15 protein-coding genes and 1 pseudogene are annotated in these 18,785 nt (G+C 72.6%); 13 read left to right on the top strand and 3 right to left on the bottom strand.

The features are described 5' to 3' along the window. Positions 1–169: 169 nt before the first annotated feature. Together BLW78_RS01570 and BLW78_RS01565 are read left to right on the top strand one after the other, a co-directional pair. The gene (locus BLW78_RS01570) at positions 170–400 is read left to right on the top strand and encodes a hypothetical protein (protein WP_012321783.1); all 231 of its coding nucleotides are present in this window, start codon (positions 170–172) and stop codon (positions 398–400) included. Positions 401–485: 85 nt separating this feature from the next. After that, entirely contained in the window at positions 486–1,400 is a 915-nt protein-coding gene (locus BLW78_RS01565) for an AraC family transcriptional regulator (protein WP_091676017.1), read from the top strand. 4 nt (positions 1,401–1,404) lie between these two features. Here BLW78_RS01565 and BLW78_RS01560 read toward each other — a convergent pair whose 3' ends face one another. Both BLW78_RS01560 and BLW78_RS01555 read right to left on the bottom strand, forming a co-directional pair. Then, positions 1,405–2,766 carry an NAD(P)H-dependent oxidoreductase gene (locus BLW78_RS01560; protein WP_091676014.1) on the bottom strand — a complete coding sequence of 454 codons (1,362 nt, stop codon included), beginning with the start codon at positions 2,764–2,766 and terminating at the stop codon, positions 1,405–1,407. A gap of 242 nt (positions 2,767–3,008) precedes the next feature. After that, on the bottom strand, positions 3,009–3,917 hold the full coding sequence (locus BLW78_RS01555; RefSeq protein WP_091676475.1) for a LysR substrate-binding domain-containing protein: 909 nt from the start codon (positions 3,915–3,917) through the stop codon (positions 3,009–3,011). A gap of 129 nt (positions 3,918–4,046) precedes the next feature. On the opposite strand from BLW78_RS01555, the gene BLW78_RS01550 reads away from it, so the two are divergent. Beyond that, the gene (locus BLW78_RS01550) at positions 4,047–4,910 is read left to right on the top strand and encodes a class II aldolase/adducin family protein (RefSeq protein WP_091676473.1); all 864 of its coding nucleotides are present in this window, start codon (positions 4,047–4,049) and stop codon (positions 4,908–4,910) included. An 84-nt stretch (positions 4,911–4,994) separates the two neighbouring features. Here the strand turns inward: BLW78_RS01550 and BLW78_RS01545 are convergent. Continuing rightward, positions 4,995–6,101: pseudogene (locus BLW78_RS01545) on the bottom strand (citrate synthase); the annotation flags it as partial. Positions 6,102–6,176: 75 nt separating this feature from the next. Here BLW78_RS01545 and BLW78_RS01540 point away from each other — a divergent pair. From BLW78_RS01540 to BLW78_RS01495, 10 genes are all read left to right on the top strand, one after another. Further along, entirely contained in the window at positions 6,177–7,631 is a 1,455-nt protein-coding gene (locus BLW78_RS01540) for a CoA transferase (RefSeq protein WP_091676012.1), read from the top strand. Positions 7,632–7,894: 263 nt separating this feature from the next. Then, positions 7,895–9,358 (top strand): class II fumarate hydratase, encoded by a 1,464-nt coding sequence (gene fumC, locus BLW78_RS01535; protein ID WP_091676009.1) that lies wholly within the window; start codon positions 7,895–7,897, stop codon positions 9,356–9,358. A gap of 47 nt (positions 9,359–9,405) precedes the next feature. Next, positions 9,406–11,133, top strand: coding sequence for a ubiquinone-dependent pyruvate dehydrogenase (gene poxB / locus BLW78_RS01530; RefSeq protein WP_091676006.1), 1,728 nt, complete (start codon positions 9,406–9,408; stop codon positions 11,131–11,133). A 30-nt stretch (positions 11,134–11,163) separates the two neighbouring features. After that, positions 11,164–11,562: a cupin domain-containing protein gene (locus BLW78_RS01525; protein WP_020091020.1), complete on the top strand. Its 399-nt coding sequence runs from the start codon at positions 11,164–11,166 to the stop codon at positions 11,560–11,562. 11 nt (positions 11,563–11,573) lie between these two features. Beyond that, positions 11,574–13,085 carry a malate dehydrogenase (quinone) gene (mqo, locus tag BLW78_RS01520; RefSeq protein ID WP_091676004.1) on the top strand — a complete coding sequence of 504 codons (1,512 nt, stop codon included), beginning with the start codon at positions 11,574–11,576 and terminating at the stop codon, positions 13,083–13,085. Between the two features lie 107 nt (positions 13,086–13,192). Further along, positions 13,193–14,605 (top strand): cytochrome ubiquinol oxidase subunit I, encoded by a 1,413-nt coding sequence (locus tag BLW78_RS01515; RefSeq protein WP_091676001.1) that lies wholly within the window; start codon positions 13,193–13,195, stop codon positions 14,603–14,605. A 6-nt stretch (positions 14,606–14,611) separates the two neighbouring features. Continuing rightward, positions 14,612–15,598, top strand: coding sequence for a cytochrome d ubiquinol oxidase subunit II (cydB, locus tag BLW78_RS01510; protein WP_091675999.1), 987 nt, complete (start codon positions 14,612–14,614; stop codon positions 15,596–15,598). A gap of 47 nt (positions 15,599–15,645) precedes the next feature. Next, a complete protein-coding gene (locus BLW78_RS01505; protein ID WP_091675995.1) occupies positions 15,646–17,502 on the top strand; it encodes an FUSC family protein in 1,857 nt (618 codons plus the stop codon). Continuing rightward, entirely contained in the window at positions 17,499–17,723 is a 225-nt protein-coding gene (locus BLW78_RS01500) for a DUF1656 domain-containing protein (protein WP_020091025.1), read from the top strand. The genes BLW78_RS01505 and BLW78_RS01500 overlap by 4 nt, the downstream gene beginning before the upstream one ends. Before the next feature lies 1 nt (position 17,724). Beyond that, entirely contained in the window at positions 17,725–18,720 is a 996-nt protein-coding gene (locus tag BLW78_RS01495; RefSeq protein ID WP_091675993.1) for an HlyD family secretion protein, read from the top strand. Positions 18,721–18,785 lie beyond the last annotated feature (65 nt).

The following is an 18,785-nucleotide window of genomic DNA, read 5'->3' as shown; positions in this document are numbered from 1 at the left end:
CGGGCTCGATCGTCCGCGAGCATTATCGGCTGGCCATGACCGATTGACACGAAGCACATCTCTGTAATCCTAAAGGCAGGTGCCGACGTCCAAGGCGCCTAGACGCTACGATCAGGCAATAGATCGAAGCAAATAACCTTCTACCTGAATCTCAATCTGGAGAACGATCATGCAGGACAGCATCGATACCGTCCGCGAGCTGAGCGCCGCCGAGCTGGACCAGGTCGGCGGTGGCCTCGGGGTCGGCCTCACTGTCGGCCTCGGGGTCGACGCGAGCCAGGAGCTCGGTGCGGTCTCGGGGGTCGTGGGCCAGGTCGGCGGTCTGGTGAGCGGCCTGGTGGGCAGCGTGCTCGGCGCGGTCGGCGGTGTCGTCGGCGGCGTGACCGGCTCCCTGCGCTGACGGTCTGACACCGGGAGGGCGGCCGCGGGGCCGCCCTCCTCCGTCGCGGGGCGTGACCGCGACGACACCAGAATCACGGGCCCGCATGGACAGAACAGCCGAGAGTTCAGGCGAGCGTTCGGCCGAGACGTTCGCCTACGCCACCAGCGGCAGCGCCGGGCATCTCTCCGGCCGCCCCGAGCTGACCTGCTACGCGCCGAGCGACCGCGGCCTCCCGGAGGTCACCTTCATCGATTTCCGCTTCCCCACCGGCGGGTGGAGCACGCACGCGGTCACGGGCCTCGAGGTCGCCGCCAGCACGCAGCCCGCGGGGGCGCACCACGCGGTCGATTACGAGATCGCGGCCCGGCTGACCGAGCGCGAAGGCCTGCTGGTCCGGCGTCCCGGCCTGAACGGCACGACCCGTTGGGCGGGCCCGTATGCCGGCCGTGTCCTCTCCTTCTCGGCAGCCGCCGTCGAGCGGCTGGCCGAGGCGCCGATCGGCAAGATCGCCTTCGCGGCGGACGGGCGCGATCTCCGCGCCTGCCGCAGCACCTGGCACATCCTCGACGCACTGGCTTGCGCGCACCGGGACGACCCGTCGCCCGACGCGCTGCTGATCGAGAGCCTCCACCTGGCGATCCTGCGCTCGGTCGTCGCCGCGCGCGCTCCGGGCCGGTCGGCGGCGCCCGACCTCTCGGCGTCGCAGGCCGGGCGGGCCTGCGCGTATATCCGGGAGCACCTGGACCGGGAGATCACCGTCTCCGCCCTGGCCGGCGTCGTCGGACTCAGCGAGGGCTACTTCATCCGGGCCTTCCGCCGGACCACCGGGGTCACGCCCTACCAGTACATCATGCGCGAGCGCGTCGGCCGGGCCGAGGCCCTGATCCGCTCCGGCGCGGGATCGATGGCGGAGGTCGCCGCGCGATCGGGCTTCACGAGCGCGAGCGCCATGAGCCGCACGTTCCGGAAGCTCGTCGGGCGCTCGCCGACCGGGCGCACGGCCGGCCGGCGCGCCTGAGGCGCTACCCGGCGGCCCGCCCCGCTCCCCCGCGGAACAGGTCCTCCATCTCGCGCCGGACGCGAATCGCCTCCTGATCTGCGTCGAAGGCGACGTCGCTCCAGCGCACGGCCCGGCCCGCGGGCACGTCGTTCTTCAGGACCATGTTGTGGGCGAGGCCGATCGGCAGGGCGTCCTGCGCCAGGGAATCCGCCGCCGGCATCAGCTTGCCGTAGACGGTGAACCCGCCCTCGCCGTCGAGCCGCTCCCCGGCCCGCAGCGCGCGCTTGGCCGTCGCGGCGACGTCGCCGCGCCAGTCGCCCGTCGCCCCCGTGGCCTCGCCGCGGACCGCGATGGAGGCGACTGAGATGCCGAGCTCGAGCCCGATCAGGTGATAGGGCTTGTAGGTCGCGGCGAACCGGCCGCTCGAATCGGTCTTGAGGCCATATTGCGCGAAGCAGTCGCGCACGTAGGCGCTCGGCGCCTCGAACACCGCGTAGACTCCCCAGCGCAAGTCCCGGAAGACCGGCCGCCCGTCCCGCTCCACCGACGAGACCACCTCGACGGTGCCGCGCTCGGTGAGGAGGCCGCCATCCGCCGCGGGCTTCAGGATGCCCGGCAGGTCGTCGACGCCGCAGGGCGGGAAGGCGAGGCCGTCGCGCGGCGGGGTGAGCCCGCAGGCATTGGCCACCGCGGCCATCTCCAGCGCCGACTTGGTGCCGTCGAGGAAGGAGTTGAACATCTGCGGGTTGAAGTCGCCGCCGGCGACCTGGCTCTCGCTGAAGCCGTAATGGCCCCAGACCGTGTCGGGCGTGGAGGCGTGGTAGGCCGGGAGGTACTTGGTGCCCTTGCCGGCGCAGATCACCTCCAGCCCGATGGTGCGGGCCCAGTCGACCAGCTCCGCGATGAGCGCCGGCTGGTCGCCCGAGGCCATGGAGTAGATCACCCCGGCCTCGGCCGCCCGGCGCGCCAGCAGCGGCCCGGCCAGCACGTCGGCCTCGACGTTGACCATGACGATGTGCTTGCCGTGCGCGAAGGCCTTCAGCGCGTGGCGGATGCCGGCGGCCGGGCTGCCGGTGGCGTCGATGACGATGTCCACGAACGGGCTCGCGATCATCGCGTCGGCATCCTCGGTCACGAGGGTCGTGCCGCCGCGCGCGGCCTCCTCCAGCCCCCGCGCGGCGAACCGCGAATCGTCCCAGCCGACCCGGCGCAGCGATTCGCGCGCCCGGTCGGGCGACAGGTCGGCCACCGCGACGAGGTGGATGCCGGGCGTGCGCGGCGCCTGCGACAGGTACATCGAGCCGAACTTGCCGGCCCCGATCAGCCCGACCCGGACGGGCCGGCCCTCGTCGGCGCGCCGCTGCAGCTTGGCGGAAAGGGACATGGGGCGTTCTCTCCCTAGGTGGCGCGCGGTCGGGACCGGACCCCGCCGCGCTCGCCGCGTCGTTGGACGGGGACCTAGCGCGGTTCCCGATGCCGTTGAGGCCCGCCGAATAAAAAGACGGGGGGGGGGTCTGTTCGGGCGACGCGCCGCTCCCTTCTCCCGTGCGGGAGCGGGGCGGGGTGAGGGATCGGGTATCTCCGCCTCGGGCCGCCTCGGGCCGCCTCGGGCCGCCTCGGGCCGCCTCAGGCCGCCTCGGCCCGGCTCTGCGCCTCCACGTCGAGGAGCCAGTGCCGGAAGGCCCGGATCTTCTCCAGGGCCCCGTCGCGCTCGCGGAAGCAGATGAAGTGGAGGTCGCGGGTCAGGCTCGCGACCAGATCGCCGCCGAGGCGCACCAGCTGCCCGGCGGCGAGCTCGTCCCGGGCGAACCGCAGGGTCTCCAGCGCGACGCCGAGCCCCTGAACGGCCGCCGAGATCACCAGCGAGCCCCGGTCGAAGGCCGCGCCCGCCGCCCCAGCCGGGACCGGCAGACCGTTATGGGCGAACCAGTCCGGCCAGCGGACGGGGCTGAAGGACGAGTCGAGCCGGGTGAAGGGCCCGATCGATCCGGCCGCGTCCGGCTGCGCGGCCCGGGCGACCTCCGGCGCGCAGAGGGCGGCGATCTCCTCCGGGCCGAGGGATTCGACGGTCAGTCCGGGCCCGTGCGGCGGCCGGCCGTAGGCAATCAGGATGTCGATCTCCTCGTGCCGGCCGAGATCCACCGGATCGGCGCTGGTGGAGAGCCGGATGGCGATGCCGGGATGCGCCTCCACGAAGGCGGGGAGCCGCGGCCCGAGCCACTTCGCCGCGAAGCTCGGCGTGCAGTGTACGGCCAGCGACGCGGGCGACGGCGGGCTGAGGTCGGCGCAGACCGCCTCGATCGCGTCGAAGGCGCTCGAGAGCCCGGCCAGCAGGCGCTGGCCGTCGGCGGTGAGGAGCGCCTGGCGGTTCGCCCTCCGGAACAGGGCGCGCCCGAACCAGCGCTCCAGCGCCCGGATCTGGTGGCTCACCGCCGAGGGCGTGAGGTGCAGCTCCGCGCTGGCGCGGGCGAAGCTGCCGAGGCGCGCGGCCGCCTCGAAGGCCCGCAGGGCGGAGAAGCTCGGGATCCGGCGCATGCGCAATCCGTGAATTGAATTCATGGAAAGCGTGAAAAATCGTCGTTTGTCAACGTGCGGATCCGGCAGGATAGTGCCGGCCACGACGCGATCGGCGGGCCGGTCCGTACCCCGACGAAAGGAGACGCCATGCTCGACGATCACGCCCACGAGGCGGCCGTCGCCCTCGACCTGCCGAACGACGATGCCGGCCGCAAGCGGACCTCGATCTACCAGCCCGAGCAGGCCGGCCTGATCTTCCCGGAGATCCCGGACTTCGCCGACCACGCCGAGGAGCGGGACTACCGCAAGAAGCACCTCGTGGCCGCCTGCCGCGCCTTCGCGATGCACGGCTTCGACTACGGCTTCGCCGGCCACCTGACGATCCGCGACCCGGAGCGTCCGGAGCTGTACTGGACCAACCCGATGTGCGTGCACTTCTCGCAGGTGCGGATGTCGAACCTGATCCTGGCCGACCACAAGGGCCGGGTGGTCGAGGGGCGCCACGCCATCAACCGCGCGGGCTTCGTCCTCCACGCCGCCGTGCACGAGGAGTACCCGGAGGTCATGGCGATGTGCCACGCGCACACCACCTACGGCACCGCGTGGTGCGCCACCGGCCGACCGCTGGAGATGATCAGCCAGGACGCGGCGGCCTTCTACAACAGCCACGCGGTGATCGGCGCCTCGGCGGGCGCCGTGGCGGTGGAGAAGGAGAGCGGCCTGTCGGTCGCCCAGCAGATCGGCCGCAACCGCGGCGTGCTGCACCAGAACCACGGCCTGCTGACCTGCTCGCAGCACAGCATCGACGACGCGGCCTTCTGGTTCATCGCCCTGGAGCGGGCCTGCCAGCAGCAGCTCCTGGTCGAGGCCTCCGGCATCAAGCCGCAGCTCCTCTCGGAGAAGACCGCCCGCTACAGCCGCGAGCACGTCGGCAGCGACTACATCGGCTGGCTGCACTTCCAGACGCTGTACAACCACATCGCCGAGACCCAGCCCGACATGTTCGCCTGAGGCCCCGCGCGGGGGGCCGCGAAGGATTGAGGGCCGGCCGCGAGGCCGGCCCTCTCGCTGTGGGCGGTCCGCCGGGCTGCGCCGCCCCTCGTACCGGGCCCGCGGCCGGATCAGCGTCCCCTGGCGGCCCTGCTCCATGGCGTGCGCCGCCCAGCCCAGGCTCCGGCCGAGCAGGAAGATCGTGAACGGCGCGCTCCGCGGCAGGCCCGCCGTCCGGACGAGCGCCGTCAGCGCGAAGTCGATGTTCGGCCGCGCCCCCGTCGCCGCCTCGGCGCAGTCCCGGACGGCGTCCAGCAGGGGGTCGGCGGGCAGGACCGCGCCCAGGGCCGCGGCGCGGGCGTCGCCGTCCGGGTAGAGCGGGTGGCCGAAGCCCGGCAGCGCACCTGCCCGATCCAGGCAGGCGCGCACGGCCTCCCGGGGGTTCGTCGCGTCAGCCTCGTCGACGAGCCGCAGCACCGCGGCGGAAGCGCCGCCGTGGCGCGGTCCCGACAGGGCGCTCAACCCGGCCATGAGGCAGGCCGCGATCGGCGCGCCGGTGGAGGCGGCGACGCGGGTCGCGAAGGTCGAGGCGTTCAGTTCGTGGTCGGCCAGCAGCACCAGCGCCTGGCGGACCCGGTCGGCGGTCGCGGCGTCGAGGGACCAGAGCCGCGCCAAGCCCTGATGCAGGGGCGCCCGGCCTTCGGGGATGCCGCAGGACGCGGCGAGATGCGCGACGGCGCGGCGCGCGTCGCGGCACAGGCGGTGGTGCCCGCGGCCCAGCGCGGCTTCGGCCTCCTGCAGAAGCCCGGCCAGCGCCAGGAACGGCGTCGCGGCCGCGTCGGCCGGAACCTCGAACAGCGTCGCCTCCGGGCTGTCCCACAGGAGGTCGGCGGTCGCCTCCAGGCTCGCGTCGCGGGCGAACGCCACGGCGTCGCGGCCGCGGTAGATCAGGCTGCCCCGGTGGACGGTGCTGATCGCGGTGACGACCGACGGCTCGCCCCAGGCCATGGCCCCCGCGGCGATCGCCGCGCTGGCGCGGCTCCGGCCGCGCCGGTCGGCGAGCGTCGCGACGTCGGCGGCCCGGTACTGGCTGTGCCGCCGCCCCGGCGCCCGCCGCGCCTCGATCAGTCCGCGGCTGACGTAGGCGTAGAGCGTCTGGGCCCGGATCCCGAGGGCGTCGAGGGCTTCGGCGCGGTCCAGCCATTCCGTCATGTTGATCAGATGTATCAAGATTGATCGATCCGTCGATGGCCGGCAGCCTGCGCGAACCGATCGAGGGCCGGGACCATGCGCGAACGACACGCCGACCACGACGCCCTGACGCCGATCCTCGCGGAGGCGCTGGCCGCCCTGGCGCTGCCGCCCGAGGCCGGGGACCGGCTGGCGGTGACCGGCACCGGGAGCCTGCCCTCCTGCTTCCCGGTCACCGCGCTGGCGACGGCGTCGATCGCCGCCGCCGGCCTCGCCGTCTCCGAATTCCTCGGCCTCTCCGGCCCCGCGCCCGCCGTCGCGGTCGACCGGCACTTGGCCTCGGCATGGTTCGGCACCTCCGTGCGGCCGCAGGGCTGGACGCTGCCGGCCGCCTGGGACCCGATCGCCGGCGACTACCGGGCGGCGGATGGCTGGATCCGGCTGCACACCAACGCGCCCCGTCACCGCGCCGCCGCCCTCGCAATCCTCGACTGTCCGGGCGAGCGGGAGGCGGTGGCGGCCGCCGTGGCGCGCGCGGCGGCCGAGGACCTGGAAGCGGCGATCCTGCGCGCCGGCGGCTGCGCCGCGGCGATGCGCGGTCCGGACGATTGGGAGGGCCTGGACCAGGGCCGGGCGGTCCGGGCCGAGCCCCTCGTGGCGCTCGCGGAACGTCCCGTCCAGCACCGGTCATCGTGGCGCCCGGACCCGGCCCGTCCCCTCGCGGGGATCCGGGTCCTCGACCTGACCCGCATCCTGGCCGGGCCGGTGGCCACGCGCGTCCTGGCCGGCCTCGGGGCCGACGTCCTGCGGATCGACCCGCCCGGCTGGGAGGAGCCGTCCCTGGCGCCCGACGTCACCCTGGGCAAGGTCTGCACGCGCCTCGACCTCCGGCAGGTCGACGACCGCCGGCACTTCGAGACCCTGCTCGCCGAGGCCGACATCCTCGTGCACGGGTACCGCCCGGACGCCCTGGAGCGGCTCGGCTACGGGGCGGCGCGGCGCGGCGCGCTCAACCCGGACCTGATCGACGTCGCGCTCTGCGCCTACGGCTGGACCGGACCCTGGGCCGGACGGCGCGGCTTCGACAGCCTCGTCCAGATGGCGACGGGCATCGCGGCGGCCGGGCAGCGGTGGAAACAGGCCGACCGGCCGGTGCCGCTGCCCGTCCAGGCGCTCGACCACGCCACCGGCTACCTGATGGCGGCGGCGGCCGTGCGAGGCCTGATCGCCCGGCAGCGCGACGGGCACGCCGTCACCGCGCGGCTCTCTCTGGCCCGGACCGCGCGCCTGCTCACGGACCATCCCGGCAGCGCGCCGGGGCCCGCCTTCGGCGGATATCGGGACGCGGATTACGCCCCGGAGATCGAGGACACGGCGTGGGGACCTGCCCTCCGGCTGCACGCGCCCGTGCGGATCGAGGGCGCGCCGCTGCGGTGGGATCGCCCGGCCTGCGATCTCGGCACGACGGAGGCCGCACAAGTCAGACATTTCGGCAGCGCGCGCTTGTCCGGCTCGAAAGCCGCTCCGGGGAGCAGAAGCGCTATAAATTGACCAATCGCGGGAATGTTTTTGCAGCCTCCGCGCGGCGGAACGCTTGACACCGATCTATGTTATCTGGCAATCCGCATTCATGATCTGTAATGCGTTTTGTAGGCGTTTTTAATACTAGGTTTAAGTGAAGATTTAATAGTCAGCTTTCTTAAAATCTGCACATATCGACCGAAGACCGAAAATAATACCACCGTTTACGTCAAAGCGCACCCGGTTCGCTGAACCCGTCTCGCACTGTGCCAGACGGTCCGACACCGAGAAGGATGACGATGAACGAGTCTGCCCCGGGCCACCCCATCCTGCGCGACGTTCCGATCGGCATCGCCGCCACCGGGATGCGGCACGAGACGGACTCGATGGGCGGGATCGACGTGCCGGCGGACCGCTACTGGGGCGCGCAGACGCAGCGCTCGCTCCAGCACTTCTCGATCGGCGACGATCGCATGCCCAAGCGGGTCTACCACGCCTACGGCTACGTCAAGAAGGCCGCCGCCCTGGTCAACGCCGCCGCCGGCCGCCTGGAAGACTGGCGCGCGCAGGCCATCGTCCAGGCCGCCGACGAGACGATCGCGGGCAAGCTCGACGCGCACTATCCGCTCTACGTCTGGCAGACCGGCTCCGGCACCCAGTCCAACATGAACGTCAACGAGGTGCTGTCGAACCGCGCGATCCAGCTCCTCGGCGGTGTGCTCGGCTCCAAGAGCCCGGTCCACCCGAACGACCACGTTAACATGGGCCAGTCGTCGAACGACACCTTCCCGACCGCGATGCACGTCGCCACGGTGCTCGAACTCGACGAGGTCCTGCTCCCCAAGGCGCGGGCGCTGGCCGACGCGATCGACGCCAAGGCGCGGGCCTGGATGGACGTGGTCAAGACCGGCCGGACCCACCTGCAGGACGCGACGCCGCTCACCGTCGGCCAGGAATGGTCGGGCTACGTGGCGCAGATGCGCGACGCGCTGGCCCTCGTCGAGGCGTCGCGCGCCGGGCTGTACAAGCTAGCGGCCGGCGGCACCGCGGTCGGCACCGGCCTCAACGCCCCGGAAGGGTTCAGCGCGGAGATCGCCGCCAAGATCGCCGATCTCACCGGCAAGCCGTTCGTCACGGCGCCCAACAAGTTCGCCGCGCAGGGGTCGCTGGACGCCACGGTCGCCGCCATGGCGGCGGTGCGCGGGCTCGCGGTCGCACTGATGAAGATCGCCAACGACATGCGCTGGCTCGCCTCGGGGCCCCGCTGCGGCCTCGGCGAGCTGCTGCTGCCCGCCAACGAGCCGGGCTCCTCGATCATGCCCGGCAAGGTCAACCCGACCCAGTGCGAGGCCCTGGTGATGGTCTGCATCCAGGTGATCGGCGAGGACAACGCGGTCGCCTTCGCGGGCTCGCAGGGCAACTTCGAGCTCAACGCGATGCGCCCGATCATCATCAACAACACGCTGCATTCGATCCGCGTGCTGGGCGACGCCTGCGAGAAGTTCCGGACCTACTCGGTCGCGGGCACCGAACTCAACCGGACGCGGATCGACGAGACCGTGAACCAGTCGCTGATGCTGGTCACGGCCCTGTCGCCGGTGATCGGCTACGACCTCGCCTCGAAGATCGCCCACCGCGCCAACGACGAGGGCACGACCCTGCGCGCGGCCGCCCTGGCCGAGGGCGTCCCGGCCGAGCGCTTCGACGCGGTGTGCGATCCCAGGACGATGATCGGCCACGGGCTGGCCGGCGCCTGAAGCGCGCCGGGACCGTCCGTCCGCCCCCCTCAGCTGAGCGAGACACCATGAGCACGAAGGTCGCCGATCTGTTCGTCCGGGCGCTGGCGCAGGCCGGCGTGAAGCGCATCTACGGCGTAGTCGGTGACAGCCTCAACGGCCTGACCGAGGCCCTGCGCCAGGACGGCTCGATCGCCTGGATCCACACGCGCCACGAGGAGAGCGCCGCCTTCGCGGCCGGCGCCGAGGCGCACCTGACCGGCGAACTCGCGGTCTGCGCCGGCTCCTGCGGGCCGGGCAACCTGCACCTGATCAACGGCCTGTTCGACGCGCACCGCTCCCGCGTGCCCGTGCTGGCCATCGCGGCCCAGATCCCCTCGGCGGAGATCGGCCGGGGCTACTTCCAGGAGACGCACCCGCAGAACCTGTTCCAGGAATGCAGCCACTACTGCGAGCTGGTCTCCTCGCCGGCCCAGCTGCCCGGCGTGATCGAGACCGCGATGCGCGTCGCCATCGCCGAGCGCGGGGTCGCCGTCGTGGTGATCCCCGGCGATGTCGGCCTCATGGCCATGCCGGGGAACGCGCCCGAACTCTCCGCCGCCCTGGTGCCGCCCCCGCCCGTGGTGCGCCCGCGCGAGGCGGACCTCGACGCGCTCGCCGGGATGCTCAACGCGGCCGGGCGCGTGACCCTGTTCTGCGGCCGCGGCTGCGCCGGCGCCCACGCGGAGCTGCTGCAACTCGCCGAGGCGCTGAAGGCGCCTGTCGTCCACGCGCTCGGCGGCAAGGAGCACGTCGAGTGGGACAATCCCTACGACGTCGGCATGACCGGCCTGATCGGTTTCTCGTCGGGCTACCGGGCGATGCTCGACTGCGACACCCTGCTGCTGCTCGGCACCGGCTTCCCCTACCGCCAGTTCTACCCGGACGACGCCAAGGTCGCGCAAGTCGACCTGCGGGCCGGGAGCCTCGGGCGCCACTGCCGGATCGATCTCGGCCTGATCGGCGACGTCGGGGAGACGATCGCGGCGCTGCTCCCGAAGCTGCAGGCCAAGACCGACCGGGCACATCTCGACGACAGCCTCGCCCATTACCGCAAGGCCCGCGCCGGGCTCGACGCGCTGGCGGTGGGCAAGCCCGGCGGCAAGATCCACCCGCAATACGTCGCCCGGACGCTCAGCGAGGCGGCCTCCGAGGACGCGGTCTTCACCTTCGACGTCGGCACGCCGACGATCTGGGCGGCGCGCTACCTCGCCATGAACGGCAAGCGCCGGCTGATCGGCTCGCTGAACCACGGCTCGATGGCCAACGCCCTGCCGCAGGCGATCGGCGCGCAGGCGGCCTATCCCGGGCGGCAGATCATCTCGTTCTCCGGCGACGGCGGCTTCGCCATGCTGATGGGCGACCTGCTGACCCTCAACCAGCACAAGCTGCCGGTGAAGATCGTGGTGCTGAACAACGGCACGCTGGGCTTCGTCGAGATGGAGATGAAGGCGGCGGGCTTCCTCGAGACCGGCGTCGAGCTGGTGAACCCGGACTTCGCCGCCATGGCGAGCGGGGCCGGCATCTTCGCCCGGCGCGTGGAGGACCCGGCCGCGCTGCCGGACGCGATGGCCGCGATGCTCGCCCATGACGGTCCGGCGCTGCTCGACGTCGTCTCGGCCCGCCAGGAGCTGTCGATGCCGCCGAAGGTCGGCCTCGAGCAGGTGACGGGCTTCGGGATGTGGCTCGCCCGGGCGGTCATCGACGGGCGCGGCACCGAGATCATCGACCTCGCCAAGACCAACCTCTGGCGCTGAGGCGCCCTTCCGAAGCCGGAGCTCTGCCCGATGATCCGCTGCGTACGCATCTGGACCGGTGACGACGACAATTCCTACTTCGAGGAAGGCGTCATCGACCTGCCCCACGGCGAGCGCGGCGACATCCTCAGCGGCACGACCGACGTGGTCTCGATCTCCTTCCGCGAGACCCAGGCCGGCGGGACCTACGCGTGGCACGCGGCGCCGACCCGGCAGTTCGTCATCACCCTGCGCGGCACCCTCGACTTCCAGACGAGGGCCGGCGCGCACTTCACGATCCGCCCCGGCGACATCCTCATCGCCGAGGACACGGCCGGCTCCGGCCATTCCTGGCGCCTCGTCGACGACGAGCCCTGGTGCCGGGCCTACGTGATCCTCGCCCCCGGCGCCGAGGCCCGGCTCCCCTTCGTCCCGAACAAGACCGCCTGAGGAGGGGCCCGATGGCCGCCATGAGCTTCGACGACGCTCCCGACGTGGTGCTGATCGGCGCCGGGATCATGAGCGCGACCTTCGGCACGATGCTGAAGGAGCTGGAGCCGTCGCTCAGGATCGCGATGTTCGAGACGCTGCACGACTGCGCGCAGGAGAGCTCGGAGGGCTGGAACAACGCCGGCACCGGCCACGCGGCCAATTGCGAGCTGAACTACACCCCCCAGCGCCCCGACGGCAGCGTCGACATCGCCAAGGCCCTGGAGGTGAACACCGAGTTCGACATCTCGCGCCAGCTCTGGGCGCATCTGGTGAGGAAGGGCGCGATCCCGGACCCCCGCGCCTTCATCCATCCCTGCCCGCACATGAGCTTCGTCTGGGGGGCCGAGAACGTCGCCTTCCTCAAGGCGCGCTACGCCGCGATGTCGGCGCACCACTGCTATCATGGCATGGAGTACAGCGAGGACCCGCAGGTCATCGCCGGCTGGGCGCCGCTGATCATCGAGGGCCGCGATCCCGGCGAGCCGATCGCCGCCACCCGGATCGTCACCGGGACGGACGTCGATTACGGCGCCCTGACGCACCTGCTGGTCAAGCAACTCGCGGCGCAGCCCGGCTTCGCCGTCCACTACAACCGCAAGGTCGTCGCCCTGGACCGGGTCGACGACGGCCGCTGGGCCGTGACCGTCGAGGACACCTACGACGGCACGCGCCAGACCGTGACGGCCAAGTTCGTGTTCATCGGCGCGGGCGGCGGCTCGCTGCCGCTGCTGCAGGCCTCGAAGATCCCGGAGGGGCGCGGCTACGGCGGCTTCCCGGTCTCGGGGATCTGGCTGCGCTGCGACGTCGACGCGGTCAGCGCGCGCCACCACGCCAAGGTCTACGGCAAGGCCGCCTCCGGCTCGCCGCCGATGTCGGTGCCCCACCTCGACACCCGCATCATCGGCGGCAAACGCTCGCTGCTGTTCGGGCCCTACGCGGGCTTCTCGTCGCGCTTCCTGAAGCACGGGTCGCTCACCGACCTGTTCACCGCGCTGACACCGCACAACATCGTGCCGCTGCTGGACGTCGCCAAGGACAACGTCGCGCTCACCGAGTACCTCGTGGGCCAGGTGCTCCAGAGCTCCGACCACCAGTTCGCGACCCTCAAGGACTTCTTCCCCAAGGCGCTGAAGCAGGACTGGACCTCGGCGGTGGCCGGCCAGCGGGTGCAGACGATCAAGCCGACCGGCAAGGCGAACCCGCTGGAGGAAGGCTACCTCGAATTCGGCACGGAGCTGGTGGCCGCGGCCGACAACTCGATCTGCGCGCTGCTCGGCGCCTCGCCCGGCGCCTCGACGGCGGCCTTCATCGCGGTCGAGGTCCTGGAAAAGTGCTTCGCCGACCGGCTCACGCCGGATGCCTGGCTGCCCCGCCTCAAGGCGGTGATCCCGACCTACGGCATCGACCTCAAGCGGGACGCCGAGGCCTGCCGCCGCACCCGGGCCGAGACGGCGCCGGTCCTGAGGATCGACAACGTCTGACAGGTTCGCGAGGCGCGGTTCCCCGCGCCCCGCCGGCGGGCATCTGAGGGTGCGACGCGCCCGGCCCGCGGCGGCGGACCGGCGAGCTTCGGCCGGAGAGAGGAACGATGGACATCTCCGCCCTGATGCTCTCGCGCATCCAGTTCGCCTTCACGGTGTCGTTCCACATCATCTTCCCGGCCTTCACGGTCGGGCTGGCGGCCTGGCTCGCCTTCCTGCAGGCGCGGGCGATGATCGCGCGCGAGCCGGTCTACGACCGCCTGTTCGACTTCTGGCTCAAGATCTTCGCCGTCGCCTTCGGGCTCGGCGTCGTCTCCGGCATCGTCATGGCGTTCCAGTTCGGCACCAACTGGAGCGAGCTCGCCCGCCGCACCGGCCCGATCCAGGGGCCGCTCCTCGGCTACGAGAGCTTCACGGCCTTCGCGCTCGAGGCCTCGTTCTTCGGGGTGCTGATGTTCGGCCGCAGGCGGGTGCCGCGCTGGTTCTACCTATTCGCCTGCCTGATGGTCTGCCTCGGCACCAGCCTGTCGTCCTTCTGGATCCTCGTGAACAACTCGTGGATGCAGTACCCGACCGGCTTCGCCCAGCGCCCGGACGGCGTGTTCGTACCGACGGACTGGTGGGCGATCATCTTCAACGGGGTCGTCTGGGTCCGCTTCCCCCACATGGTCCTGGCCGCCTACGTCACCACCAGCTTCTGCGTGGCCGCGACGGGGGCGTGGTACATGCTGCGCGGCAGCGATCGGATCGAGGCCCGCGCCATGATCCGGATGGGGCTCGGCCTCGCCGCGATCCTGGTGCCGCTGCAGCTGTTCTTCGGCCACCTCACCGGCGACTACGTCGTCAAGCACCAGCCCTCGAAGATCGCCGCGATCGAGGGCCACTGGGAGAGCCAGGCACCGGCCGGCGAGATCCTGTTCGCGTGGCCCGACGAGGCGCAGGAGAAGAACCACTTCGTCATCGCGCTGCCCGCCCCGATCGGCAGCCTGATCGACGACGGCACCCTCACCGGCAAGGTGATCGGCATCAAGGACATCCCCAAGGCCGACCGGCCGCCGGTGCTGATCCCGTTCTTCGCCTTCCGCATCATGGTCGGCTGCGGGCTGCTGATGCTGGCGCTGGCCTGGGGCGGGATGGCCTTCTACGCCACCGGGCGGCTGGAGCGGGCGCGCTGGCTGCAATGGGCGATCTTCCTGTCGTTCCCGCTGGGCTTCGTGGCGACGCTGACCGGATGGTTCACCGCCGAGGTCGGGCGCCAGCCCTGGACCGTCTACGGCCAGCTGCGCACCGCCGACGCGGCGACGCCGTTCCTGGCCGCGCCGCAGGTTGCGACCTCGCTCGCCGTGTTCGGCGCGGTCTATGCGCTGATCTTCGCGGCCGGCACCGTCTACATCTACCGCATGCTCAAGGCCGGCATCCTGCCGACCCCGGCCCGTGCGGGGAGCGCCGCCAACCCCAAGCGGCCGCTCGCCGTGCCGGGCGACAGTCCCGGCACCCCCAGCAGCAATCCGGCGGAGTGAGCAGCCGTGATCGAATTCTGGGCCGCCGCCCTCGCCCTCACCCTGATGCTCTACGTGCTGCTCGACGGGTTCGACCTCGGCGTCGGCATGCTGTTCGGGATCGCCCCGGACGAGACGGCGCGCCGGCACATGATGCAGGCGATCGCCCCCGTCTGGGACGGCAACGAGACCTGGCTGGTGCTCGCCGCCACGATCCTGTTCGGCGCCTTCCCGACGGTCTACGCGCTGCTGCTCTCGGCCTTCTACCTGCCGCTCCTCCTCATGCTCGCGGCCCTGATCCTGCGCGGCGTCGCCTTCGAGTTCCGCTACAAGTCCCGGCGGCTGCGGCGGGTCTGGGACGCGGGCTTCGTCGGCGGCTCCTACTGCGCGGCCTTCGTGCAGGGCGTGACGGTCGGGGCGCTCGTGCAGGAGCTGCCGGTGCAGGGCGGGCTCTACGCCGGCGGGGCGTTCACGTGGCTCACGCCGTTCTCGCTGCTCTGCGGCCTCGGCCTGTGCCTCGGCTACGCGCTGCTCGGCGCCGCGTGGCTGTGCGGCAAGACCGAGTCCGACGTGCGCGACCTCGGCTTCCGGCTGCTGCCGCGGCTCCTGCTGGGCGTCCTGGTCTTCCTCGGCGCGGCCTTCGCGTACGCGCTGGCGATGAACCTGCGGGTGCTGCACCGCTGGGTCGAGCGGCCCGAGATGCTGGTCCTGCCGCTCGTGGGGGCCGCGGCCTGCGCCGGGCTCCTCTACGCGGCGCGGCGCCGGATCGATGCCCTGCCCTTCCCGCTGGTGGCGCTGATCTTCGCCGCCGCCTTCGCGACGCTCGCCGCCTCGTTCCTGCCCTACATGGTGCCGTTCAGCGTGACGGTGACCGAGGCGGCGGCGCCGGAGGCGAGCCTGTCCTTCATGTTCTGGGGGGCGGGGATCGTGGTCCTGCCGATCACCCTGATCTACACCCTGGTGGTCTACCGGGTGTTCAAGGGGAAGGTCGACATCGCCGAGCACTATGACTGAGCCTGCAGCCGGGTTCCCGGACCCGGCCCGGCCGGCGAGGCCGCGCCGTGGCCGGTGAGGTCGCGCTCTCCGAGGACGCGCCGGTCCTCCTGCAGCGCCTCGCGGCGTGGTGGCCGCGCGAGGCGGCCGAGGCCGTGCGCATCGCGCTCACCGCCATCGCGGCGGTCTGGCTCGCCATGTGGCTCGAGCTGGCGCTACCGCACTGGGCCGGCTGGACGGTCATCTCGGTGACGCTCGCCACCCGCGCGGCCTCCCTGCGCAAGAGCCTGTGGCGCGCCGGCAGCACGCTGGTGGGCGTCACCGTCGCGATGGTGCTGGTGGCCAATTTCGCCCAGGCGACCCTGGCCTTCGACCTCGCGCTGGCCCTGTGGATGGGCCTGCTCACCGCGGCCTCCAGCGTCGAGAGCGGCCAGCGCGCCTACGGCTTCGCCTCGATGGGCTTCACCGTGCCGATCATCGCGCTGGCCGACGTGCAGAACCCGGAGGCGGTGTTCCAGATCGGCGTCGACCGCTGCTCGACGATCCTGCTCGGGATCGGCTGCGCCTACGCGTCGAACGTGTTCGTGGCGCCGGGCGTCCCCGCCGTCAGCCGCGCCCTGGCGGGGCGGCTCGAGGCGGCCGCGGAGGCCTGCGACGCCTGGATGGCCGCCCTGCGGCGGGGCGAGCGGCCCGGCCCGATGCCGATCGCCGCGGTCATGACCCTGGGCGAGGAGGTCACCGACACGTTCACCGAGCAGCCCTCCCTGCGCTCCGGCGGCCGCGGCATCCGCAACGCCGCCCCCCGGCTGCGGCGGGTGCTCGCCGCGGGCCTGCTGCGGGCGCTGCTGCCGGACCGGCCGGGATCGCGCTCGACCGACCTGATCGGGGCCGGCGGGGCGATCGCCGTCCGGCAGGTCGGGCGCGTCCGGGTCTCGGCGCGGCTCCTGCGGGCCGGCGGGCGCGTGGGCCGGCGGCGCGTCCCGTTCCGCCCGCACCTGCTCCTGTGGAACGACCTGGACTGGGACGGCTGGCACGCCTTCGACAACGCCCTGCGCACCGCCGCCGCCGTCCTGCTCGTCAACGGCTTCTGGTACGTCACCGGCTGGTCGCACGGGGCCGGCGCCGCGACCTGGGCGAGCCTCGTCTGCGTCCTGCTCGCCGCCCATGCCGACCCGCGGGCGGAATCCCGCGCCTTCCTGGTCGGCGCGCTGCTCGCCGGCGTGGTCGGGCTCACCGTCCGCTACACCCTGCTGACGACCACCGGGAGCTTCGCGCTCCTGGCCGCGGTGCTGCTGCCGGTCGCGATGCTGGCGGTGGTCGGCCGCGCCAACAAGCGCGCGATCTACGGGATCGGCTTCGGGTTCTTCGTCTTCGGCGTGCTCGATCCCAAGAACCCGATGACCTACGACCTCGCCGACTCGCTCAACACCGTGCTGGCCGAGCTGCTCGGCATGGCGGTGGCGGCGATCGCGTTCGCCGCCCTGCCGCCGCCGGTGAGCGCCGCGACCCTGCGCCTGCGGGCCCGACGCCGGCTGGTCCGGTCGGTGCGGGGCGCGGCCCTCGACCCGGCGCTCCTGCTGCCGCCGCTCGACCGCTACCTCGCCCGGGGCTTCGGCCGGCTCGCCCTCATCGGCGCGGACGACGCGGCGGCCCGGAGCGGCGAGCGCCTGCTCGTCGTCGGGCTCCTGCTGCTCGCCCTGCGGGAGACGGACGACCGGGAGGGCCGCCGCGTCGGCCGGGCGGTCTGGGCGCGGCTCGCCGCGTCCCGTCCGGCGGGGCCGGAGACGGCGCCGGATCCCTTGCGCGCGCTCGCCGACCGGGCGACCCTGCCGCTCCAGGCGGAGCGCATCGGGGCGCTGGCCGCCCTCGTGTCGGATCTCGACCGCGCGGGCTGGCCGAACCTCGATCCGGGAGGGCGGGCGTGATCGGCGTGGTCGGATTGCGGGCGGTCGACGTGCTGGGGCTCTTCGTCGAGCCCGCGGTGATCTGCCTGCTCGCCGCCCTGGTGATCACCTGGGCCCTGCGCTGGATCCTGGACTGGATCGGCATCAACCACCTTGTCTGGAACCGCGCCCTGTTCGACTTCAGCCTCCTGACCGCCGTGACGGCGCTGCTGATCCTGTCCCTGCGCGTCCAGGGCCCGTGAGATGGCCCTGAAACCGCGACCGTCGCTGCGCGACTGGCAGCCGCCGCCCGCCTACAACGTCGCCGCCACCCTGCTGGCGCTGGCGGCGGCCGTGGGCCTCGCCTACCTCGCCTTCCTCTACTACGCCTACACGCCCTGGACCCGGGACGGGCGCGTGCGCGTCTACACCGTGCAGGTGGCGCCCGAGGTCTCCGGCACGGTGGTGGCGGTCCGGGTCCGCGACAACCAGTTCGTCCGCAAGGGCGACGTGCTGTTCACGATCGATCCCGGCACGTTCAGGAACGCCGTGACCCAGGCCGAGGGCGCCCTCGCCAGCGCCCGGGCGCGGGCCGGGTACCTCGCGGGGATCGCGCAGCGCACCGCCGATCTCGACGACCTCGCCACCACGCCGCAGCAGAAGCAGACGACCAGCGGCCAGGCGCAGGCCGCCCAGGCCGACGTGGTCCAGGCGGAGGGCGCGCTGGCGCAGGCGCGGCTCAACCTGGAGCGCACGACCCTGCGGGCAACCGTGAACGGCTGGGTCACCAACCTGCTGCTGCAGGAGGGCGGGTTCGCCGCCACGGGACAGCCGGCGCTGACGCTGGTCAACGGCGACAGCTTCTGGATCGAGGGCTATTTCGAGGAGACGCAGCTCCCGCGCATCGGCGCGGGCGACGCCGCGCGCGTGTCGCTGATGGCGTGGCCAGACCGTCCGATCCGGGGGCGCGTCACCGGCCTCGGCCGCGGGATCAGCGTCGCCGACGCCGCCCCGGGCGTCCAGGGGCTGCCGACGGTCAACCCGATCTTCACCTGGGTCCGGCTGGCGCAGCGGGTGCCGATCCGGATCGACCTCGACGACGTGCCCTGCCCGATCGTGCTGGCGGCCGGGATGACGGCGAACGTCGCGATCCTGGCCGAGAAGGCCGGGTCGCCGGACGCCCTGCCGCCCGGCCGGCGCACGGGCGCGGCCGCCGGCCAGCGCTGCGACGGGGCGCCGGTCGTCGAGTCGCGGCGCTGACGGCCCGCGCCGGCCGGGAAAACCGGGCGGCGCGGCGCGTTGATCCGGCAGGCGCGCCGCCGCGC

The sequence above is a fragment of the Methylobacterium sp. 275MFSha3.1 genome (assembly GCF_900108435.1).
Lineage (GTDB): Bacteria > Pseudomonadota > Alphaproteobacteria > Rhizobiales > Beijerinckiaceae > Methylobacterium.
The sequence above is the reverse complement of the archived record's forward strand: the minus strand, read 5'-3'. Positions and strand labels throughout refer to the sequence as shown.